The organism is Nitrospira sp. NS4 (assembly GCF_049546785.1).
Classification (GTDB): Bacteria; Nitrospirota; Nitrospiria; order Nitrospirales; family Nitrospiraceae; genus Nitrospira_D.
Genome location: NZ_JBMWAN010000001.1, coordinates 638211 through 658608, shown reverse-complemented (window position 1 = coordinate 658608; position 20398 = coordinate 638211). Strand labels below are relative to the sequence as shown.

21 protein-coding genes are annotated in these 20398 nt (G+C 60.0%); 15 read left to right on the top strand and 6 right to left on the bottom strand.

The window, feature by feature from the left end:
- Nucleotides 1-6: 6 nt before the first annotated feature.
- From ACO9S2_RS02855 to ACO9S2_RS02830, 6 genes are all read right to left on the bottom strand, one after another.
- Nucleotides 7-957, bottom strand: coding sequence for a cation diffusion facilitator family transporter (locus ACO9S2_RS02855; protein WP_423720337.1), 951 nt, complete (start codon nt 955-957; stop codon nt 7-9).
- Between the two features lie 61 nt (nt 958-1018).
- Nucleotides 1019-1876 carry a hypothetical protein gene (locus ACO9S2_RS02850; protein WP_423720335.1) on the bottom strand — a complete coding sequence of 286 codons (858 nt, stop codon included), beginning with the start codon at nt 1874-1876 and terminating at the stop codon, nt 1019-1021.
- 5 nt (nt 1877-1881) lie between these two features.
- Nucleotides 1882-3891 carry a methionine--tRNA ligase gene (metG, locus tag ACO9S2_RS02845; RefSeq protein ID WP_423720334.1) on the bottom strand — a complete coding sequence of 670 codons (2010 nt, stop codon included), beginning with the start codon at nt 3889-3891 and terminating at the stop codon, nt 1882-1884.
- Nucleotides 3892-3928: 37 nt separating this feature from the next.
- On the bottom strand, nt 3929-4957 hold the full coding sequence (gene holB, locus ACO9S2_RS02840; RefSeq protein ID WP_423720333.1) for a DNA polymerase III subunit delta': 1029 nt from the start codon (nt 4955-4957) through the stop codon (nt 3929-3931).
- Nucleotides 4958-5072: 115 nt separating this feature from the next.
- A complete protein-coding gene (locus ACO9S2_RS02835; RefSeq protein ID WP_423720332.1) occupies nt 5073-5456 on the bottom strand; it encodes a response regulator in 384 nt (127 codons plus the stop codon).
- Nucleotides 5457-5654: 198 nt separating this feature from the next.
- Entirely contained in the window at nt 5655-6221 is a 567-nt protein-coding gene (locus tag ACO9S2_RS02830) for an AAA family ATPase (protein ID WP_423720331.1), read from the bottom strand.
- A 343-nt stretch (nt 6222-6564) separates the two neighbouring features.
- On the opposite strand from ACO9S2_RS02830, the gene ACO9S2_RS02825 reads away from it, so the two are divergent.
- The 15 genes from ACO9S2_RS02825 to ACO9S2_RS02755 all read left to right on the top strand — a co-directional run bounded on the left by ACO9S2_RS02825 (nt 6565) and on the right by ACO9S2_RS02755 (nt 20383).
- On the top strand, nt 6565-7233 hold the full coding sequence (locus ACO9S2_RS02825) for a DUF502 domain-containing protein (RefSeq protein ID WP_423720329.1): 669 nt from the start codon (nt 6565-6567) through the stop codon (nt 7231-7233).
- Between the two features lie 23 nt (nt 7234-7256).
- Entirely contained in the window at nt 7257-8783 is a 1527-nt protein-coding gene (gene glmU / locus ACO9S2_RS02820; RefSeq protein WP_423720703.1) for a bifunctional UDP-N-acetylglucosamine diphosphorylase/glucosamine-1-phosphate N-acetyltransferase GlmU, read from the top strand.
- Nucleotides 8784-8789: 6 nt separating this feature from the next.
- Complete coding sequence (gene glmS, locus ACO9S2_RS02815) at nt 8790-10619, top strand: glutamine--fructose-6-phosphate transaminase (isomerizing) (RefSeq protein ID WP_423720327.1); 1830 nt, start codon at nt 8790-8792, stop codon at nt 10617-10619.
- A 149-nt stretch (nt 10620-10768) separates the two neighbouring features.
- The gene (gatC, locus tag ACO9S2_RS02810; protein ID WP_423720326.1) at nt 10769-11056 is read left to right on the top strand and encodes an Asp-tRNA(Asn)/Glu-tRNA(Gln) amidotransferase subunit GatC; all 288 of its coding nucleotides are present in this window, start codon (nt 10769-10771) and stop codon (nt 11054-11056) included.
- Nucleotides 11057-11092: 36 nt separating this feature from the next.
- Nucleotides 11093-11458 carry an aspartate 1-decarboxylase gene (panD, locus tag ACO9S2_RS02805; RefSeq protein WP_423720324.1) on the top strand — a complete coding sequence of 122 codons (366 nt, stop codon included), beginning with the start codon at nt 11093-11095 and terminating at the stop codon, nt 11456-11458.
- On the top strand, nt 11455-12921 hold the full coding sequence (gene gatA, locus ACO9S2_RS02800; protein WP_423720323.1) for an Asp-tRNA(Asn)/Glu-tRNA(Gln) amidotransferase subunit GatA: 1467 nt from the start codon (nt 11455-11457) through the stop codon (nt 12919-12921). The genes panD and gatA overlap by 4 nt, the downstream gene beginning before the upstream one ends.
- 67 nt (nt 12922-12988) lie before the next feature.
- Complete coding sequence (locus ACO9S2_RS02795) at nt 12989-13396, top strand: DUF948 domain-containing protein (protein WP_423720322.1); 408 nt, start codon at nt 12989-12991, stop codon at nt 13394-13396.
- Nucleotides 13386-13712 (top strand): YtxH domain-containing protein, encoded by a 327-nt coding sequence (locus tag ACO9S2_RS02790; protein ID WP_423720321.1) that lies wholly within the window; start codon nt 13386-13388, stop codon nt 13710-13712. The genes ACO9S2_RS02795 and ACO9S2_RS02790 overlap by 11 nt, the downstream gene beginning before the upstream one ends.
- Nucleotides 13709-15139 carry an Asp-tRNA(Asn)/Glu-tRNA(Gln) amidotransferase subunit GatB gene (gene gatB, locus ACO9S2_RS02785; RefSeq protein WP_423720320.1) on the top strand — a complete coding sequence of 477 codons (1431 nt, stop codon included), beginning with the start codon at nt 13709-13711 and terminating at the stop codon, nt 15137-15139. The genes ACO9S2_RS02790 and gatB overlap by 4 nt, the downstream gene beginning before the upstream one ends.
- 32 nt (nt 15140-15171) lie before the next feature.
- On the top strand, nt 15172-16458 hold the full coding sequence (gene eno, locus ACO9S2_RS02780) for a phosphopyruvate hydratase (protein WP_423720319.1): 1287 nt from the start codon (nt 15172-15174) through the stop codon (nt 16456-16458).
- A gap of 17 nt (nt 16459-16475) precedes the next feature.
- Nucleotides 16476-16835 (top strand): FtsB family cell division protein, encoded by a 360-nt coding sequence (locus tag ACO9S2_RS02775; protein ID WP_423720318.1) that lies wholly within the window; start codon nt 16476-16478, stop codon nt 16833-16835.
- The gene (gene era, locus ACO9S2_RS02770) at nt 16832-17716 is read left to right on the top strand and encodes a GTPase Era (RefSeq protein WP_423720316.1); all 885 of its coding nucleotides are present in this window, start codon (nt 16832-16834) and stop codon (nt 17714-17716) included. The genes ACO9S2_RS02775 and era overlap by 4 nt, the downstream gene beginning before the upstream one ends.
- Nucleotides 17717-17726: 10 nt before the next feature.
- Nucleotides 17727-19187, top strand: a complete 1461-nt coding sequence (mgtE, locus tag ACO9S2_RS02765) for a magnesium transporter (protein ID WP_423720702.1) — start codon at nt 17727-17729, stop codon at nt 19185-19187.
- Nucleotides 19188-19242: 55 nt separating this feature from the next.
- The gene (gene recO / locus ACO9S2_RS02760; protein WP_423720315.1) at nt 19243-20001 is read left to right on the top strand and encodes a DNA repair protein RecO; all 759 of its coding nucleotides are present in this window, start codon (nt 19243-19245) and stop codon (nt 19999-20001) included.
- Nucleotides 20002-20023: 22 nt separating this feature from the next.
- Entirely contained in the window at nt 20024-20383 is a 360-nt protein-coding gene (locus ACO9S2_RS02755) for a gamma-butyrobetaine hydroxylase-like domain-containing protein (protein ID WP_423720314.1), read from the top strand.
- Nucleotides 20384-20398: the final 15 nt, after the last annotated feature.

Below are 20398 nucleotides of genomic sequence, written 5' to 3'. Positions count from 1 at the left end.
AAAAGCTCAATGATGATGGGGGTGGGCGAGGGATTCGACGGGTTGGTTGCGTGCCGGAAGTTTGGAGAGGTCGCAGTGGACGGTGTCAGGTTCGCAGCAGTGGGTGCCCATTTGAATGGTCATGTGATGAATGCCGAACCCGGATGACACGCGGTCGCGGATGGTGTGAAGCAAGGCGTTCGTCAGTACCTCGTCATCCCCGTCCACCAGTACATGGCAGGTGAGTATGATGAGGCGCGGTTCCACGGCCCAGATATGGAGGTCGTGGACGTTTTTCACGCCAGGGATGCTTTCGATCATGGCGGCGATGTGAGTCGGGCTGATCGTGGGCGGAGTGGATTCCAGCAGGACATCCAGCGATTCCTTGAAGAGCGGCCAGGCTCCGTGGAGAATGGCGCCGACGACCAGCAGGCTGATCAAGGGGTCCAGAATCGTCCAACCGGTCAGGAGAATCGCCCCGCCGCTGACGACCACCCCCAACGATACCCACGCATCTCCCAGCATATGCCAGAAGGCGCTGCGGATGTTCAGATCATCTTTCGCGCCGTGCTGAAGCAACAACGCGATGCTCAAGTTCGCCGCGAAGCTCAGCGCGGCGATGGCCATCATCCAGCCCCCGTCGACCGTAACCGGGTGGAGGAGGCGCTTGAGTCCGACGAGGGTAATGCCCAGGGCGGTCAGCAACAGCACGAATGAATTCAAGAAGGCCGCGATCACCCCAGCCCGGTGGTATCCGAAGGTACGGGTGGCACTCGCCGGTCTGGCGGTCAGCAGATGCGCATAGAGGGCGAGGAAGAGCGAGCCCTGGTCCACGAGATTGTGCCCGGCGTCGCTCATGAGGCCCATGCTGTCGAGCAGAAACCCGCCGATGAATTCGGCGGTGATGACGATGGCATTCAGGCCAAGCGCCAGGTGCAGACGCGAGCGGAGCCGTTCATAGGAGGCCAAGGCGGTCATAGCTGACAGTCTCGCACGGCCGCGCGGAGGGAGCAAGATTTCCTTGGAGCGGAAGGCGCGACTATCGGGGAGATTTCGGGGGAAGCCGCTCGCTCAAGACGGGGAATTTGGCTTCGCCGATGCCGAAGTTGCCGCTGGAGGGGTCGGCCGCGACGACGCGAAGGGTGATGCCGTCCGGGGCGTCTTTGGGGAGCGGGACGAAGAAGGGGGCTTCGAAGCCGGCCTTGTCCCCGCTGTAGAAGAGTTGGAGACGCTCGACCACGCGTGCCCCGATGAGGAGTTCGCCGTAAATGTGGACTCGCCGGGAGTCCCAGTCGCCATGGGGGCGGACGAGCGCGCCGGACAGGGTGCGCACCGAAGCGCGGAGCATGACGTCGTCTTTGGCGATGAGGCCTGCGCCGCCGGCTTTCGGATGTTCGATCTGGACAATGTAGCCGTAGAGCGTCAGCACGATTCCGTCGCTGGTCAGGTCGTGGCCGGGAATCAGCCAGGTGCGTGTGGTCACGCGCTGGGTCGCCGCCGGAAAGGCCAACGGCCCTTCGGCTGCAATGTCGACGAGGATGGGCCGGACGAGGTCGAGGGTGGCGGTGAAGGCCGCCGACGGGCGCGTGCTGTAGTGCGCCTCTTCCATCAGGCGCGGGGTGCGCATGATCTGGTTCTGGTCTCCCGCGTCCCCTTGCTGGAGGCCGGATGCGAGGATCTGCCCGCTGGCCACGTCGGTGATGGTGACGCGCGCGCCACCGACTTCCTTCCCCAGTACCATCGAGCCATGGGCGACGACGCGCACCAGCACGGTGGTGGGTTTCGGATCGTTCAGATGCAGGTCATGAGACGAATCCTCTTCAGCGGGGAGGGCGAGGCAGGGGAGTGGTGTAGAAAGAATTGCGGCGATGCACAACAGACGGACAAATGTGCGCACGGGGATCATTTGACCTTGGTGCCTGGTTCCACGTCTTCCAGGATGGTTGCCAGGCCGCGCACTTCGGTATCACCGGCGGCGAGGACCATGCCCTGCGATTCGATGCCCATAAGCTTAGCCGGTTTCAGATTGGCCACGATGACGATGGTCTTGCCGACTAAGGTTTCCGGTTCATACTTCTTGCCGATGCCCGCCACGATCTGCCGCTGTTCCGTGCCGAGCGAGACCTGCAGTTTCAGCAGCTTGTCCGACTTCGGCACGCGTTCCGCGCTGAGCACCTTCGCCGTCTTCAACTGAATTTTCAGGAATTCGTCGATGGTGATCTGTGCCGGAGCAGGGGCTTGTGGCGTGGGGCTAGAGGCGGTGGGCGTCGGAGATGGTGGTATGGAAGTTGTCGCTGGTGCGGCGGGGGTTGGCTGAGGGGGCGCTGGAGTGTCGCTCACGGGTTTCGCTCCTTGTGGTTTTGTTTCGATACGCGGGAAGAGGCCCGGGCCTTTGCAGATTCGTACGCCGGGCAGCGGCGTCTCCCAGTCATAGGCTGATGGCGGAAGCGGTCGGGACAAATCGAGGGAGAGGCCCAGTTGTTTCACGAGTTGCTGTGCGGTGTGGGGCATGTAGGGATAGAGGAGCACTGACAGCAAGCGCAGGGCTTTGGTCGTTGTATTCAAGACGGTGTTCAGGCGCGGGAGGTGTTCAGGATTCTTGGCCAGTTGCCAGGGCGCGGCCTTATCGATGTATTCGTCGCAGAGGCCGACGAGTTCCCAGATGGCCTGGAGGTTGTCTCGAAACGCAAGTGCGCCGAATCCATGTTCGACGGTTGCCGGGAGTGTTGCTGCGGCTGCGGCGATCCGGGTTTCGATCTCGGGGATGGCCGGACTGCCGGCCGTAGGAATGGCGCCACCAGCGAATCGCTCGATCATGGTGAGGGTGCGGCTGAGCAGATTTCCGACTCCGTTGGCCAGGTCGCTGTTGATGCTCGCGACCATGGCCGATTGAGAAAAGTCGCCGTCCTGTCCGAAGGGTACTTCACGGAGCAGGAAATAGCGGAATGCATCGGCCCCGAATGCATCGACCATCTTGTTCGGATCCACGACGTTGCCGCGGCTCTTTGACATCTTTTCGCCGTCGACGGTCCACCACCCGTGCGCGAAGATGGTCTCCGGTAGTGGCAGGTTGAGCGCCATCAACATGGTGGACCAGTAGACGGCGTGGGTGGTCAGAATATCTTTCCCGACCAAATGGACCGAAGCGGGCCAGAACTGGTCGAGCGCCGGATTTTTCGGCAGATATTCCAGGGCCGAGACGTAATTGACGAGCGCGTCGAACCAGACGTAGGTGACGTAGTCCCTGTCGAACGGCAGTTCGATGCCCCAGGAGAGGCGGGACTTCGGGCGCGAGATCGAGAGATCGCCGAGTTTCTGTGTCTGCAAGAAGCCGAGGACTTCGTTGCGCCGCGATTCGGGGCGGATGAAGGTCGGATGTTGCTTGATGTGGTCGATCAGGCGGTCCTGATACTGCCCCATCTTGAAGAAGTAGTTATGTTCGCTGAGCTTCTCGACGGGGCGTTTACAGTCCGGGCAGAGTCCATCCGCCACATCCTTTTCGGTCCAGAATCGTTCGTCGAAGGTGCAGTACCAGCCTGTGTAAGAGTCCTGATAAATCAGCTGCTTGTCGTACAGCTCTTGGAGGTAGCGTTGAACCACGGATTTGTGTGGGGCATCGGTGGTTCTGATGAAGGCGTCGTTCGAAATATTGAGGCGCTTCCAGAGATCCTGAAACTGCGGGGCGAGTTTGTCGCAATGGGCTTGGGGATCGATCCCGGACTTCGCAGCCGCCTGCTGGACTTTTTGTCCATGCTCATCGAGACCGGTCAGAAAGAAGACGTCGCGTCCGCGCAACCGCCAATAGCGCGCGAGGACGTCGGCGGCGACAGTCGTGTAGGCATGGCCGATGTGGGGGACATCGTTGACGTAATAGATCGGCGTCGTGATGTAGAAGCTGTTTGCGTCGCGCATGGCGAACGGGAAGATACCAGGTTGTCAGCAAATATTTCTAGGCAGGCGTTCCTGCGGGAGCCAGAGCCAGGGCCTCGCGGAGCCGGAGCAGGCACGACTCCAGCGCCATATGGAGATTCAAGTGGCGGGTGGCGCTTTGTTCGAGCTTCTCGATGTCTTTCTGGAGGTTGAGGAGCTGGGTGAGGTCGGCCCGTTGGGCATAGTCTTGCAGTTGCGCGAGCTGTTCGAGATGGAGGATCTGGTCCTGATCGCCGCCGACATGGATGAGCATGAGATCCCGGATCCAGCGGCTGATCCAGGTGAGGGTTTCCAGTCCGCGGTCGGCTTTGGCCAGACTTTCTGCCGCGATGAGAATAGCCGATGTGGAGCGGAGCGTTTGCGGCGCCAGCAGCTCGAGGCATTCCTGTTGGCGTTCGCGCAGGGCGGCGAGATCCAGCGTGAGCGCGTCGCCGATGCGTCCGTCCGTGACGAGCGCCAGCAGGCGGGCATCGGCCGGAGGGACGTCGCGTTTCAAAATCACCGCGGCCTCGACTTGTGTGCGGGCCGGAGTGGTAAAGCGCAGGAGCTGGCAGCGTGAGCGAATGGTGATGGGGAGCGCATTGGGTCTGCTGGTGATGAGGAGAAAGAGGGCATGGCCCGGTGGTTCTTCGAGCGTCTTGAGGAGGGCATTGGCGGCGCCGAGGGTCATGCGGTCCGCATCATCAATCAGGCAGATTTTTCGCTCGCCCATGAGCGGGCGATAAATAAACTGCTGCTCGATTTCCCGTACCTGTTCAATCTTGATTTGCGGTGTGGCCAATTCACGGTCCGGCTCGATGACGATGAAGTCCGGATGGGTGTGCGCGGCGATCTGCTGACAGGCGCGGCAGCTTCCGCAGCCGTCGAGCGACTCAGGGGCCGAGGGGCGTTCGCAGTTCAACGCTTGAGCGAGATGAATGGCGGTGAGGCGTTTGCCGATGGCGTCTTCCCCATGGAAGAGATAGGCATGTCCGAGTCGCTCGTGTGACAGCGCGGCCTGAAGAATGGCGATCGGACGTTCATGGCCGCTGATGTCCCGAAAAGGCATGGGCAGGTCGCAGTCTGCTGTGTGTATGTGACGAAGTGGACGACTGGAAGGGATTGTAGGTGGGAAGGGAGCGTCGATTCAAGAGCGCACAGCAGTCGGCGCATGTCGAGTCTGCTTATGCGGCATGCGGGGTCAGCGTCTTGTGAACCAGAACAAGTAGTTCTTCAGTGTTAAATGGTTTGAGGAGATATGCCACGGCTCCAAGTTTGATGGCGTCCTGGGCCGATTGGACCGTGCCCGCGCCGCTGATGACAATGACTTTGGTATCAGTGAGGGGTTGCAAATCGCGTAACAGCTCGATGCCGTTGCGATCGGGCAGTCCGATATCTTGAATGATCAGATCGATGCGGTGATCTTGAACGATACGGAGGGCGGCCGTCGCGCTGTCGGCGCTATGGACGCGATAGTGAGGACGCAGCAGGGTTGCCAGTACCTCTCGCGGGCCGTCCTGGTCCTCAACGATGAGGATGGTCAGTACATGTGGCGGTGCAGGGCTCATGCGTTGCTCGACCTGGCGTGAAGAGTCATTTTCCGTTCGGCCAGTCCTTATTGCATAAGTGTTTGCAATGTGTGGGTATTTATCTCGTCCATGCGGAGCAGTCAATGAAGGTAATCATCCCGGCCTGTTAGGCCCTATCACCTAGGGCCTACCGGCTGATGTATAGCAAGGATAATGACGAGACCGGCTGGCGGGCGCTTACGGGAGGCGCGAGATGGTCTGTGTCACTCGATCGTCCAGCGACAAGACATCCCGTCCCAGGTGGTAGACTGTGGCAGAAATCCGTTCATCGTGACAGAGGCCGACGATCAAAGTGTGGATATGTTCGATGTAGGCGTCATGGAGCGCGGCTTTTCCCGGTTCGGGAACCAGAGGAATGCCCGGGGGGACAATAATCAAGGTGGAAAAGAACCGGTTGGTTTTTTCGATGCAGTCCGTGAGGTATTGTCTGAACGCCGTCTCATTGATCGCGGTGGTGCCGTGAATGTCCGCCAGTGTATACGCGGCCATATCCAGCGGGGTTCGATCACTGATGAAGTTATTCGTTTCCTGCAGCCACACGGTTTCTCCGGCAGCTAAGATCTCTTGTTGAATCGCCAGCCTGGTCTCGAAGGCCATGGGTTTGGCCGGATCAAGGCCGTGTTGTTGGAAGATGTGGCTTGTATGGGTTTTGAGAAACGGGATGCCCGTGGCTTGACTGACAGCTTGCGCCAGCGTGGTTTTTCCGACTCTGTGCGCTCCGCAGAGACCAATGCCTGATTTCATAGGAGGTTTCTCGTGCAACGGATGCGGGTCTCTCTGGCCCAGGGGGAGAAAGTGGCGTTCAAAGCGCCCGCACAATGGGGCGGGATCCTATGCCAAGGCCAGGTGAATAGCAAGAATCGGATCCGGCGTAGAAGGTAGAGTGCGTCGCTCAGTGGTTCGCGCGCCGGGGCTCGACATCTCGTGGCCTGACAGGTCTCATCCCGAATGGGCTTGTGGAGAAACTATTTCCGGCTGTAAAGCTATCTAACTCGTTGAAATTAGCAAGAAAAGGCTTGCGACGACTCGAATAAACTCTGTATTATGAACCACCACAATATAGGGGCCTCTTCCAGCGTCTGAATCTATGCTCAAAACCGCTTTAAAACGGTACTTTTTAACCGGGGTGCTCGTCGTCACTCCGATCTGGGGAACGATTCTTATCCTGAAGACGTTGTTTGTCACGGTGGACGGGATCCTCGGGAACGTCCTCGCTCAGATGGTGCCGGCTTATTACGTGCCGGGACTCGGTATTGTGACCTTACTGATCTTGATTTTCTCTGTCGGGCTTTTTGCCGCGAATTTCATGGGGCGACAGATCGTCCGGATGTGGGAGGATTGGCTCAATCGTCTGCCGCTCGTGCGCGGAATATATTCCACGCTGAAGTCGATGATGGACATTCTCTCGTTTTCGGATCGCGGGTCGTATCATCGTGTCGTGCTCATTCAATTCCCCAAGAACGGCCATTATTGCTTTGCGTTTGTCACAGGGGTGACGAAATCCGAGACGGCGGCCTTGGGCCAGGATCCGTTGATTCACGTCTATGTTCCCACGTCGCCGAATCCGACCTCCGGCTATTTTTTGCTGGTGCCTGAGCGGGAAGTGACGTCGGTGGATATCAGCGTTGAGGAGGCCATGAAGCTGATTGTATCGGGCGGGTTGTATGTTCCTTCGACGTCGATGGCGTCAGTGCTTGCCGCCGATGCCAAGTGGAGCGGCGTGAAGCAGCCGGCGGCGGGAGTGCCGATCGGATGACAGCGACGACGCATGCGGCATCGATGGCTCGTTTGGGCGTGGTGGTGATGGCGGCGGGCCGCGGCACGCGCATGCGGTCAAAGCAGGCAAAAGTGCTGCATCGCATTGCCGGACGCCCCATGATTCGCTACGCGCTTGATTTGGCCCGCCGTCTGGCGGGGCACTCCGTGGCTGTGGTGGTCGGGCATCAGGCTGACCAGGTGCGAGAGGTTGTGGAATCCGCGTTGGCAGGACAGCGCGACGGGGCACCGGTCCATATCGTCGAGCAGAAGCAGCAATTGGGCACCGGTCATGCGGTGTTGCAGGCCAGACCGGTGTTTGTGTCCGGCAGGGGTAAGGAGCCGGCGGCCTATCTTATTCTCAATGGCGATACGCCGTTGCTGCAGGAGGCGACTGTGCAGGAGCTGCTGCGTGTCCATCGTTCGTCCGGCGCGACGGTGACGATGCTGACGGCGATGCTCGAGGATCCAAGCGGCTACGGCCGGGTCGTGCGCCGGACTGCCGGCGGAGCGCAGAGTGGCGCGCCCGCATCTGCCGATGTGTTGAAGATCGTCGAACATCGGGACGCGACGCCGGAGGAGCGAGCCATTCGGGAAATCAACGTCGGGACCTATGTCGTCGATGGAGGGTTTCTGTTTGCGGCGTTGGAGAAGGTCGAGCCGCATAACGCCCAAGGCGAGTATTACCTCACGGACATCGTCGATATGGCGGTAAAGCAGGGGCAGCGGGTGTCGGCGATGCCGCTGAGCGATCCGGATGAAGGGCTCGGCGTGAATACGAGGCAACAGTTGGCCGAAGCCGAAGCGGTAATCCGGCAGCAGATTCGCGGGCGATGGCTGGAGGCGGGCGTGACGATGGTCGATCCCTCGTCAACCTGGATCGAGGCCGACGTGGCTATCGGCAAAGACACGATCTTGTATCCGAACGTGACGCTTGAGGGCCGGACGGTGATCGGTGAGGACACGACAGTGTATTCCGGCGTGCGGATGACCGACTGTGTCGTCGGCAACCGCGTGGAGATTTTGGATCACTGTGTCTTGCGGGAGGCACAGATCGATGACGAGGCGCATATCGGGCCCTTCGTGCATCTGCGGCCCGGCGTGCTGGTGCGCAAGAACGCCAAGGTGGGCAATTTTGTCGAGATGAAGAAGACGGATCTCGGCGAGGGAGCCAAGGCGAATCACCTCAGCTATCTGGGCGACGCGACGATCGGCAAGGGCGTGAACATCGGCGCGGGCACCATCACCTGTAATTATGACGGGACGAACAAGCACCGGACGGTCATCGGCGATCATGTGTTTATCGGGAGCGATACGCAGTTGGTCGCGCCGGTGACGATTGGCGCGGGGACGGTGATTGCCGCGGGGACGACGGTGACGCAGGACGTGCCGTCCGATTCACTGGTCATCGCGCGCGTGCCGCAGGTGAACCGCGCCGGGTGGGCGGCCAAGCGGCGGGCTCTGTTGTCGAACGGCGTGCCGGCGGGAGACACCCCGTCGAAGAGCCGAAAGGCTTCGACCGCGTTGTCCGGGAAAAAGAAGAAGAGGTAACGCTCGATGTGCGGCATTGTTGGCTATGTCGGAAATCAGGAGGCGGTCCCCATTCTCATCGGCGGGCTGGCCAAGCTGGAATATCGCGGGTACGACTCGGCCGGAGTCGCGGTGCTTCAAGGGCAGAAGATTGAAGTACGCCGTAGCGTCGGCAAGTTGGCCAATCTCCAGAAGTCGCTCAAGGAAAAAGACCTGAACGGGACGGTGGGGATCGGTCATACGCGCTGGGCGACCCACGGCAAACCGTCGGAGCAAAATGCGCATCCCCATCGCTCAAAGGGCTGCGTGTTGGTGCACAACGGCATTATCGAGAACTATCAGCCGCTCAAGCAGCAGCTGGAAAAAGAGGGCTACAAGTTTCAATCCGAAACCGACACCGAAGTGGTGGCGCATCTCATCGACAAGTACCTCCAAAAGGGGAAGGGACTGGCCGACGCGGTTCGCGCGGCGACGCAGGATGTGCGCGGGAGTTACGCGTTGGCCGTCATCTCCGAAAAAGAGCCGGGGACGCTGATTGCGGCCCGATCCGGCTGCCCGTTGGTGATCGGCCGGACGAAGGATGCCTCGTTTGTGGCCTCCGATGTCATGGCCATGCTTGCCCATACCCGGGACGTCACCTATCTCGAAGAAGGTGACATGGCGGTGGTGACCCAGCACGATGCGCAGTTAACCGATGCCGAGGGAAATCCGGTGTTTCGGAAACCGGCCAAGATTACCTGGGATGCGTCGGCGGCCGAAAAGAGCGGCTATCCCCACTTCATGCTGAAAGAGATCCATGAGCAGCCGCAAACGATTCTCGACACGATGCGCGGACGGTATTCGTACGAAACCGGTGAAGCGGATCTCCCCGATATCGGGCTCACACCGAAGGAGTTTGCGGCGGTGGACCGGATCTGGATCGTCGCCTGCGGCACGTCCTGGCATGCGGGCCTGGTGGGAAAGTACTTGCTGGAGGAAATGGTTCGCACGCCGGTCCAGGTCGATATCGGGAGCGAGTTCCGTTATCGCGATCCGCTGGTGGGGAAGAACGATCTCTTCGTGACGATTTCACAATCTGGTGAAACGGCCGATACCCTGGCCGCGGCTCGCGAAGCGAAAGGCAAAGGCGCGAAGGTCGTATCGATCGTGAACGTCGTGGGCAGTACGCTTGCGCGCGAGTCGGACGGCGTCTTGTACACCCACTGCGGGCCGGAAATCGGGGTGGCTTCGACGAAGGCGTTCACTGCGCAGCTCACCGCGCTCTATTTGCTGGCGCTGCATCTTGCGCGGGTGCGGAGAGTCATGACGGCCGCCGACGGCAAGGCCTGGCTGGACCGGCTGGTCCGGTTGCCGGCTTTAGTGGAGCGTGTGTTGGGGCGTGAGGCGGAGATCGTGGCCATTGCCAAGCGCTACTACAAGAAGCGGAATTTCCTCTATCTCGGCCGCGGGATCAATTTCCCCATTGCGCTCGAAGGCGCGCTGAAGCTGAAAGAAATCTCCTATATCCATGCCGAGGGCTACGCGGCCGGCGAAATGAAGCACGGCCCGATCGCCTTGATCGATAAGGATATGCCGGTGGTGGTGCTGGCGCCGAAAGACCGGTTGTATGAAAAAACCGTGAGCAATCTGATGGAAGTGAAGGCCCGGCGTGCGCCGGTGATCGCGTTTGTGGCCGAAGGGGAGCGCGAACTCGGGAAAACCGCCGATGCGGTGTTTACGATTCCGGAGACGCATCCGTTGTTGTCGCCGATTCTCTTTACGATTCCGTTGCAGTTGCTCGCGTACCACATTGCCGTGTTACGGGGAGCCGATGTGGATCAGCCGAGAAACCTGGCAAAGAGTGTCACGGTAGAATGATTGGACGTTGAAAATGGCTTTCAGCGGCGTTCTCGGTCGTCCGTCTCCCTGCGACCTACCCCGGAGGGTACGCCTCGGTTGACGGACTTCCTGCGGCCTTGCTGAAAGACCATTTTGAACATCCGCTGAGAGAGGGAAGGAAAGAAGCAGTGGAGATCACCAGGCAGGACGTTGAGAAAGTGGCCAAGCTGGCCAGGCTGGATGTGTCGCAGTCGGAGACGGAGGCGTTTGCCAAGCAGTTGAGCCAGATCCTGACCCACGTCGAAAAATTAAAGCAGTACAATACGGACGGGGTTGAGCCGACGGCGACGGTCTTGGGGCAGGTGAATGTCTTTCGTGACGATGTGGTGCGGCCGTCCTTGCAGGTCGACAAGGCGTTGGCGAATGCGCCGGAGCGTGAGGCCGACGGGTTCTGCGTGCCGAAGATCATCGAGTAAGTCCCCGGCGTATCGGGGCGGAAATAGAGGAGTGCTATGTTTCGACAAATGCTGCGGTCAAAAATTCATCGTGCCACGGTCACGGGAGCGCACTTGGAGTATGAGGGGAGTTTGACGGTCGATGAGGATTTGCTCGATGCCGCAGGGATTCTTCCCTATGAAGCGGTCGTGTGCTCGAATCTGAACAACGGCGAACGGTTCATGACCTACGCGATCAACGGCAAGCGCGGCGGCGGCGAGATTGTGCTGAACGGTCCGACGGCCCGCAAAGGGGCGGTGGGCGATCAAATTATCATCTTCTGCTACGAGTACTACAGCGAAGAGGAAATCAAGCGGCATGCCCCCAGGATCGTGCGGGTGAACGAGAAGAATCAAATGATCGACGCGTCGGCCAAACGATGAGCCTCCACAAACTTACACTCTGCGAATTGCAGCGCAAGTTCACTGCGGGCGAAGTCACCGCGTCGGAAATCGTCCGCGCCTATTTTCTGCGTATCAGCCAGGTCGAACCCAAGGTGAAGGCCTATGTCACGCAGCAAAAGGAACAGGCGGCGGCGCAGGCGGCGGCCCTCGATGAGAAGCTGAAAGGGTGGCGGAAGACGCAGCCGATGAGCGGCATGCCGCTGGCGATCAAGGACAATCTCTGCACCGAGGGCGTGGCGACGACCTGCTCCTCGCGTATGCTGCAGAATTTTGTGCCCCCGTACGACGCGACCGTCATCGGGAAGCTGCGAGCGCAGGATTATCTCCTGCTGGGCAAGACCAATCTCGATGAGTTTGCGATGGGTTCGTCCACGGAAAATTCGGCGTTCGGTGCCAGCCGGAATCCCTGGAATCTTCAGTATGTGCCGGGCGGATCGAGCGGCGGATCGGCCGCCGCGGTGGCGGCGGATGAATGCGCCGCCGCGCTAGGGTCCGACACCGGCGGATCGATCCGGCAACCGGCCGCGTTTTGCGGAGTGGTCGGGCTGAAGCCCACCTATGGGCGCGTGTCGCGCTACGGATTGATCGCCTTCGCGTCGTCGCTCGATCAAATCGGCCCGATTACGAAGGATGTGGCGGACGCCGCATTCTTGTTGGGCGTGATTGCCGGTTACGATCCGATGGATTCCACGTCGGCCGATGTGCCTGTGCCCGACTACACGAAGGCGCTCAAGAAAAAAGACCTGAAGAAGCTGAAGGTTGGAATTCCCGCGGAGTTCTTTGCCGAGGGGCTCGATCCGGAGGTCGAGCAGGCGGTGCGGGCGGCGATTGAGGAGTTGAAGAGCCTCGGCGGCGAGATCAAGGAAATTCAGTTGCCGAGAACCGATGCGGCGGTGGCTGTCTATTACGTCATTGCGACGGCGGAAGCGAGTTCGAATTTGGCCCGGTATGACGGGGTCAAGTTCGGTCTTCGGGCAAAAGAGACCAAAGACCTGTTGGAGTTGTACACGAAAACGCGACAGGAAGGGTTCGGGCCCGAGGTAAAGCGCCGGATCATGCTCGGCACCTATGCGCTCAGTTCAGGCTACTATGACGCCTATTACGGCAAAGCCCAAGCGGTGCGGACGCTGATTCGGCAGGATTTCGATGCGGCCTTCAAAGAGGTCGATCTCATCGTCACGCCGGTCACGCCGACAACGGCCTTCAAGCTGGGTGAAAAGAGCGACGATCCGTTGCAGATGTATCTGTCGGATATCTTCACCATCTCGGTCAACCTGGCCGGTTTGCCGGCCATTGCGCTGCCTTGCGGATTCAGCAAGGCGGGCATGCCGATCGGCTTGCAGATGATCGGCCGCGCGTTTCAGGAGGAGACGTTGTTGCGGGCGGCGCATGCCTATGAGCAATCGACCCAGTGGCGGACGAAGAAGCCGGCGGTGCGATGAAACCGGCGAGGGCCGGAACCGGCTGGTCTAGCACCTCTGGTCTTGGGTCTCTAGTCTGGAGGTTTATATGACAATTGTTGAAATGGCCGCCATCTTGATTGCCGTCGCATTTGCGGTGTTGGTGGGCTATCTGGTTCCGGTCCTGATCCAAGTTCGGAAGACGGTGGCCGAGTCCGAACAGTTGTTGGCGAAAATGAATGCGGAGATGCCGCCGCTGATCGCCGACCTGCGCGCCATGAGCCAGAATCTCAACGACCTGGCCGATCAGGCGCGGGGCGGTGTCGAACATGCCGCGGTGTTGCTTCATGCCGTCGGCGAAGTGGGTGAGTCTGTGCAGTATGTGCACGATGTGGTGCGCGGCTCGGGGGGGACTCTGTTGACCAACGTGGCGAGCATGGTCGCGGGATTCAAGGCCGCGTCGCAGGTGGTGCGTGAACGATGGAGAGAAGAAGGAGGACATCACAATGGCGGATGATCGCGGATCCTCAGCAGCGACAGTGATACTGGCATTTGTGAGCGGCGCCGCCCTGGGAGCGGTCGCGGCGCTTTTGTTGGCCCCGCAGTCAGGACGGGAGTCCCGCGAGCAACTCCGGGGTTATGCCCGGCGGGCAGAGGAGAATCTGCGCGGCCTGGCGGACCAGGCCGGCGAGACCTTCGAAGAGGTCGTTGGTCAGGGAAAAGAATTTGTCGAATCGAAAAAGTCGATGCTGCGCGAGGCATTCGAGGCCGGCCGTGAGGCGATGAAGCGCGAGCGGGATCGCGCGCGTGGCGAGGAACAGGGCCGAGGATGAAGTACGAAGTTGTCATCGGTGTGGAAGTGCATGCGCAGTTGCGGACGAAGTCCAAGATGTTCTGCGGGTGCGGCACGACCTTCGGGTTGTCCCCGAACAGCCAGACCTGCCCGGTCTGTCTGGGGCTGCCGGGAACCTTGCCCGTCATCAATCGCGCGGCGGTTGAGATGGCGGTCCGTGCCGGACTGGCGCTGAACTGCACGATCGGGACGAACAACCGGTTTGCCCGGAAGAACTACTTCTACCCCGACCTGCCCAAGGGCTATCAGATTTCCCAGTACGAAGCGCCGATCTGCGAACACGGCTGGATCGAGATCGCCGTGGGCGACGACAGGAAGCGTGTGCGGATCCGCCGCGCGCATCTTGAGGAAGACGCCGGAAAGAATGTGCACGAGACGGGCACGAGCGGCAGCCGTGTGGACCTCAATCGCGCCGGGACGCCGCTCCTGGAAATCGTCACCGAGCCGGATATGAACTCGGCGGACGAAGTGGTGGCCTATCTCAAGGGTCTTCGCGATATTCTGATGTATCTCGACGTATGCGACGGCAACATGGACGAAGGCAGCTTCCGCTGCGAGCCGAATCTCTCGCTCCGTCCGGTGGGCCAAAAGGAATTTGGCACCAAGGTCGAGCTGAAGAACATCAATTCCTTTAAGTTTGTGAAAGATGCGATCGAGTATGAAGTGAAGCGGCATACCAAAGTGTTGAACGAGGGGGGCAAGATCCGGCAGGAAACGCGCCTCTGGAATCTCGATCGGGGCGAAACCGCTGTCATGCGCTCGAAGGAAGAAGCGCACGACTATCGCTATTTCCCGGATCCCGACCTTGTTCCGCTGAAGCTTGATCCGGAGTGGATCGAGAGTTTCCGGAGTTCGGTTCCGGAAATGCCGGCCGCCCGCTTGAAGCGTTTTGTGAGCGACTTTGGCTTGCCGGACTACGACGCCGGTCTGCTGACCGCCTCCAAGGGCCTCGCCGACTATTTTGAGGCCTGCGTGAAGTTGTTCAACCAGCCCAAGACGGTCAGCAATTGGGTGATGGGGGAGCTGACGCGGGAGTTGAACACGTCCGGAACGGACGTGAGCGCTTCACCGGTCTCCCCCGAGCGGCTTGTCAGTCTGTTGGAATTAGTGGAGAAAGGCACAATCAGCCTGAAAGTGGCGCGAGAGATTTTTCCTGAACTGTACAGCAGCGGGAAGACGCCGGAGCAGATCGTCCAGGAGAAGGGGCTCACGCAAGTCTCGGATGAAGGCGCGTTGGAAAAGATCATCGACGATGTGCTGGCCAAAAGCCCTGGGCAGGTGGCGCAGTTCAAAGAGGGCAAGCAGCAAGTCGTCGGTTTCCTGGTCGGGCAGGTGATGAAGGCAAGCGGCGGAAAAGCCAATCCGGGGAAGGTCAACGAATTGCTGAAGAAGAAGTTGAGCAGTTAGGCATTGGTACTTACTAAGGAGTGTGACGACGTATGAGCGCGATTCGAGACATTAAGGGCAGGCAGATTGTCGATTCACGGGGGAACCCCACGGTTGAGGCGGAGGTCACGCTGGAGAGCGGCGCGGTGGGCCGGGCGGCGGTGCCGTCCGGAGCGTCCACCGGTGAAAAGGAAGCGATCGAACTGCGTGATGGCGACAAGAAGCGCTGGATGGGCAAAGGGGTCTCCAAAGCCGTGGCCAATATCAGTAAGGTGATCGCCCCCGAGCTCTTGGGGAAAGAGGCGCTCAACCAGGCCGGTATTGACCATGCCATGATTGCGCTGGACGGGACAAAGACGAAGGGCAGGCTTGGCGCGAACGCGATCCTGGGCGTGTCCCTGGCAGTGGCGAAGGCCGCGGCGAACGAAACCGGGCAACCTCTCTATCGGTATCTGGGCGGGACGAATGCCAGGGTGTTGCCGGTGCCGCTGATGAATATCATCAACGGCGGCGCGCACGCCGACAACCGGCTCGATCTCCAAGAGTTTATGATCATGCCGGTTGGAGCGAAGACGTTCAGCGACGCGTTGCGGATGGCGACGGAAGTGTTTCATACGCTGAAGGGCATCTTGAAGAAAAAGAGCCTCAATACGGCGGTAGGCGATGAAGGCGGATTCGCGCCGGATTTGCAGTCGAACGAAGAAGCCCTGAGCCTGATCATGCAGGCCATCGCCGATGCGGGCTACAAGACGGGACGGGACATTGCTCTCGCATTGGATTGCGCCGCCAGTGAGCTGTACGAGAAGGGACGCTATGTCCTCGAAGCAGAAAAGAATCCGGAGCGGTCGTCGGAGGAAATGGTCGGCTACTACGGGAAGCTGTTGGACCGCTATCCCATCCTCTCGATCGAAGACGGGTTGAGCGAGCTGGATTGGAAGGGGTGGAAGGTGCTCACCGAGAAGCTGGGGAAGCGGGTGCAGCTGGTCGGCGACGATATTTTCGTGACGAACGTCGAGATTTTCTCCAAGGGTATCAAGGAGGGCATCGGCAACTCGATTCTCATCAAGTTGAACCAGATCGGGACGTTGACCGAAACATTGGACGCGATCGAGTTGGCCAAGCGGTCGGGCTACACGGCGATCATCTCGCATCGATCCGGCGAGACCGAGGATACGACCATTGCCGATGTGGCGGTGGCGATGAATACGGGCTTGATCAAGACCGGCTCGTTGTCCCGCACCGACCGGATTGCAAAGTACAACCAGTTGTTGCGCATCGAAGAAGAACTGGGGAGCACCGCGGTGTATTTGGGTCGCGATGCAGTGCCGGGGCGCGCGTAGCGGAAGAATTCGCTGGCATGATCATTAAGCAAAACCGCGGACGGCAGTGGCTGGATTGGCAGCGGCGCATGGTGACCGTGGCCCAGGTGATCGGGGCGGGGGCTTGCGTCTGGCTGCTGGTGGCGCTGTTCTTCGGTGAGATGGGGCTGCCCCGCTATCTGGCGATGCGCGGTCATGCGGCCCAATTGGATCGCGAGATTCTGGCGTTGCGGCAGGAGAATGGCGGGTTGCGCGGAGAGATCACGCGGTTACAGCACGATCCGGCCAAGATCGAGCAATTGGCTCGAGAGCGGTTGGGATATGTCCGAAAGGGGGAGACGGTGTATCAGCTTTCACCGGAGTCAGCGAAAGAGCGGCTCCTTCCGGAGGGTCGATGAAGTTCGGGACGGTGGCGATCATCGGCCGCTCCAACGTCGGGAAGTCGACGTTGATGAATCGGCTGTTGGGCGAAAAGATTGCGATTGTCTCGGAGAAGCCGCAGACGACGCGCACGAGAATCCTTGGCGTCGCCCATGTGCCGGGCGCGCAGATTGCGTTTCTCGACACGCCGGGTCTGCACAAGCCCGACCATCTGTTGAATCGCCGGATGGTGCGGACGACAGTGGAAACGCTGGACGACGCCGATGTGTTGTATGTGATCATGGAGGCCATTCATCTGCCGGGGCCCGGCGATCTGGCGGCGATCGGCCATGTGAAAACCGCGCTGGCTGCCCATCCTCGGCCGGTCATCCTGGTCATCAACAAGGTCGATCTGGTCAATAAACTGAAGCTGCTCCCCGTCATTGAGGCTTACGCCAGGTTGTTTGACTGGACGGAAGTCGTGCCGGTGTCCGCGGAAACGGGGGACAATGTTGATCGGTTGCTGGCCGTGACGGTGGCGCACCTTCCCGAAGGCGAAGGGGTGTACGGGGAGGATATGATCACCGATCAGTCCATGCGCACGCTGGCGGCGGAGATGATCCGTGAGAAGATTCTCCAGGCGACGGAGCAGGAAGTGCCCTATTCGGTGGCGGTGGAGATCGAGCAGTTTGTGGAAGAAGGCAAGCTGGCCCGTATTCATGCCGTGATTCTGGTGGAGCGTGAAACCCAGAAGGGGATTCTCATCGGGAAACATGGGGACCGGTTGAAGGCGATCAGCACGCAGGCGCGGCTGGATATGGAGCGGCTGTTTCGGATGAAGGTGTTTCTGGAAGTGTGGGTTAAGGTGCGGGAATCCTGGCGGGAAGACGAGCAGACGCTGGCCGAATTGGGCTATTGATAGATCTGTGATGCAGCCAACCGAAAAACCACTCGAAGTGAAGCCCGGCGAAGCGCGCCCGCGTTCGTCTGAACGGGATGTGATTCGTGAGACCTTCCGCGATCAGGCGGAGCGCGGGCAGACGAAGTCGGATATCGTCCTGCTCTCCGTACAGCGGCTGCTCCGCCGCGGCGCGATCACGAATTTGGCGAAGATGCTGGGCCGCATGCACCCGGCGGATGTCGCGAAGGTTATCACCCACCTCTCGTCCCCTAAAGAAAAGCGAGAAGTGTTCGAGCTGGTTCGCGGAGAAATGAAGCGCGGGCAGGTGCTGAGCGAGCTCGACGGCGACAGCATCCAGCAAGTGCTGGCCGATCTGCTGCATTCCGACATCGCGTGGCTCCTCAAAGATTTGGGGCCGGACGACGTGGCCTACATTCTCGGGTTCCTCCCTGAAGAGCGGGGCAAGGAAATCCTGGCCCTGATGAAGACGGAGGATTCGACCGAAGTCGCCGATATTCTCAAGTATCCGAAGGATACGGCCGGCGGCATCATGACCACCGAGTTCTTCTCGCTGCCCGAGGACGCGACCGCGCAGGAGGCGATCCGGCGACTGCAGCAGGCGACCGATGCCGAGATGGTCTTTTACATCTATGTCACCGACAAGGAAGAGCACTTGGTCGGCGTGCTCTCGCTCCGCCAGTTGCTGACGGTTCCGCCGGCGACGCCGCTTAAGAATCTGATGGCGCGCGACGTGATCAGCGTGGCCGTCGATATGGATCAGGAGGAAGTGGCGCGGCAGGTGGCCAGCTACAATCTGCTCGCGATTCCGGTGGTCGAGAAAGACGGGACCCTGGTCGGGATCATTACGGTGGATGACGTGGTGGACGTGATCCGTGAAGAGGCCACCGAAGACATGCTCAAGATGGCAGGTGCGATCGAGGAGGACTCGGTCTCCAAGTCGTCGAGCTTCGGAGCCGCGAAAGTCCGGCTGCCGTGGCTCTTTACGAATCTCATCGGCAGCCTCCTGTCAGGGGCCATTCTGTGGTATTTCCGTTTGACGATTCAGGAAGTGGTCGCCATTGTCAGCTTCATTCCCGTCATTGCGGCGATGGGCGGCAACGTGGGATTACAATCGTCGACGCTGATTATTCGCGGGATGGCGACCGGCCTGGTCGAACTGACCGATGTCCGGTCGGTGTTTTTTCGCGAGGTCAAGATCGGCTTACTCATGGGGCTTGCGTGCGGCATCATTCTGACGGTCGTCGGGTGGGCCTGGCATCAGGCCTTTTTGGGCATGGTCGTGGGAGCGTCTCTGATCATTGCCTTTCTCGTATCGACCAGTATGGCCACCATCATGCCGGTGATCCTGAAGCGCATGGGTGTGGATCCGGCTGTTGCCGCCGGTCCGTTTGTGACGACGGCCAACGATATTACCGGCATCACGATTTATCTCACGCTGGCCACCCTGTTCTTGGAACATCTCCGGTGACGCGCGGCGCGATCGCGGCATCCGGTGTATTGGTCCCGCGAAAGGGCTTTGGGCAATGCCTCTCGTAAAGACCGCCGCGATCATTCTCAAGAGCCGGAAATGGGGTGAGGCCGACCGGATCGTCACGTTCTATACGAAAGAACTGGGAAAGATTCGCGGCGTGGCCCGGGGAGCCAGACGGTTGAAAAGCCGCTTCGGGGCGTCGCTCGAGCCGTTCACGCGGTGCCATCTGAATTTGTTTGAGAAGCCCGGCGATTCGCTCTATCGTATTTCTCATGTCGATGTGCTGGAGTCCTGTCAGTCGTTGCGAGAAGAGCTGGCACTGATCGCCTGCGCGGCTCGTATGGTTAATGTCGTGGGGGCGGTGACGCCGGACGGGGATCCGGATCCGCATCTCTTCGACACTCTGGCGCAGGGGCTGAGCTCCTTGAAGGACAGCCGTGATCCGGTCTTGACGGCGCTGCTGTTCCAAATCAGGCTTTTGGGCCTGACAGGATTTCGCCCCCAAACCGATCATTGCGCCGCCTGCGGAAAGGCGCGCCTGATGGGTGAGCCGCAGTTTTCCCCTCTGGCGGGCGGGTTCGTCTGTCTCGGCTGCGCGGCGCGGCAGGTGGCCCGTTGTGTGGCGATGTCGCGGGGGAGTCTCTCCTTTCTGCAGCAGGCCATTCGTATGGCGCCTGCGCTGGTGACACGTCTGAAGGCAACCGGCCAGGTGCGGGCCGAAGTGGAGCAGGCGATTGAAGGGTATGTGACGGTAGTGGCCGGACGGCGGCTGCCGCCGGTCGACTTCCTGGCTTCCGTTTCATCAGTCTAACGTGAGCATGAAGGGTGTAGACGTGAGCACGGGCGCAGAGCTGTATCCCAAGGACATGCAGTGGCTTGATAAGGGTGTATTGGGCATCGAGTGGAGCGATGGGCACAAAGGGGTCTATCCCGTGCGCGTGCTTCGCCTTCATTGCCCTTGCGCCGCTTGTGTTGATGAATGGTCCGGCGAGCGCCGTCTGAAGCCCGATGATGTGCCGTTGTTTATCATGGTGCAGGACATTCAGCCGGTGGGGCGGTATGCGCTGCAGTTCTCATGGAGTGACGGCCATGATACAGGCATTTACTCCTATGCGCTCTTGCGGCAGCTGTGTCAGTGCGATGTGTGTCAGCCGGTGAAACCGGTGGAGCCGAAGAGCCGCCGATTGTTATAAACTGAAAAAAGGATG

Coding starts and splice junctions, on each gene's coding strand:
- recO (WP_423720315.1), top strand. CDS start 19,243: ATGCCTCTCGTAAAGACCGCCGCGATCATTCTCAAGAGCCGGAAATGG.
- glmU (WP_423720703.1), top strand. CDS start 7,257: ATGGCTCGTTTGGGCGTGGTGGTGATGGCGGCGGGCCGCGGCACGCGC.
- ACO9S2_RS02835 (WP_423720332.1), bottom strand. CDS start 5,456: ATGAGCCCTGCACCGCCACATGTACTGACCATCCTCATCGTTGAGGAC.
- ACO9S2_RS02790 (WP_423720321.1), top strand. CDS start 13,386: ATGGCGGATGATCGCGGATCCTCAGCAGCGACAGTGATACTGGCATTT.
- gatB (WP_423720320.1), top strand. CDS start 13,709: ATGAAGTACGAAGTTGTCATCGGTGTGGAAGTGCATGCGCAGTTGCGG.
- era (WP_423720316.1), top strand. CDS start 16,832: ATGAAGTTCGGGACGGTGGCGATCATCGGCCGCTCCAACGTCGGGAAG.
- ACO9S2_RS02825 (WP_423720329.1), top strand. CDS start 6,565: ATGCTCAAAACCGCTTTAAAACGGTACTTTTTAACCGGGGTGCTCGTC.
- holB (WP_423720333.1), bottom strand. CDS start 4,957: ATGCCTTTTCGGGACATCAGCGGCCATGAACGTCCGATCGCCATTCTT.
- metG (WP_423720334.1), bottom strand. CDS start 3,891: ATGCGCGACGCAAACAGCTTCTACATCACGACGCCGATCTATTACGTC.
- ACO9S2_RS02830 (WP_423720331.1), bottom strand. CDS start 6,221: ATGAAATCAGGCATTGGTCTCTGCGGAGCGCACAGAGTCGGAAAAACC.
- eno (WP_423720319.1), top strand. CDS start 15,172: ATGAGCGCGATTCGAGACATTAAGGGCAGGCAGATTGTCGATTCACGG.
- ACO9S2_RS02795 (WP_423720322.1), top strand. CDS start 12,989: ATGACAATTGTTGAAATGGCCGCCATCTTGATTGCCGTCGCATTTGCG.
- glmS (WP_423720327.1), top strand. CDS start 8,790: ATGTGCGGCATTGTTGGCTATGTCGGAAATCAGGAGGCGGTCCCCATT.
- gatA (WP_423720323.1), top strand. CDS start 11,455: ATGAGCCTCCACAAACTTACACTCTGCGAATTGCAGCGCAAGTTCACT.
- mgtE (WP_423720702.1), top strand. CDS start 17,727: ATGCAGCCAACCGAAAAACCACTCGAAGTGAAGCCCGGCGAAGCGCGC.
- ACO9S2_RS02775 (WP_423720318.1), top strand. CDS start 16,476: ATGATCATTAAGCAAAACCGCGGACGGCAGTGGCTGGATTGGCAGCGG.
- panD (WP_423720324.1), top strand. CDS start 11,093: ATGTTTCGACAAATGCTGCGGTCAAAAATTCATCGTGCCACGGTCACG.
- ACO9S2_RS02855 (WP_423720337.1), bottom strand. CDS start 957: ATGACCGCCTTGGCCTCCTATGAACGGCTCCGCTCGCGTCTGCACCTG.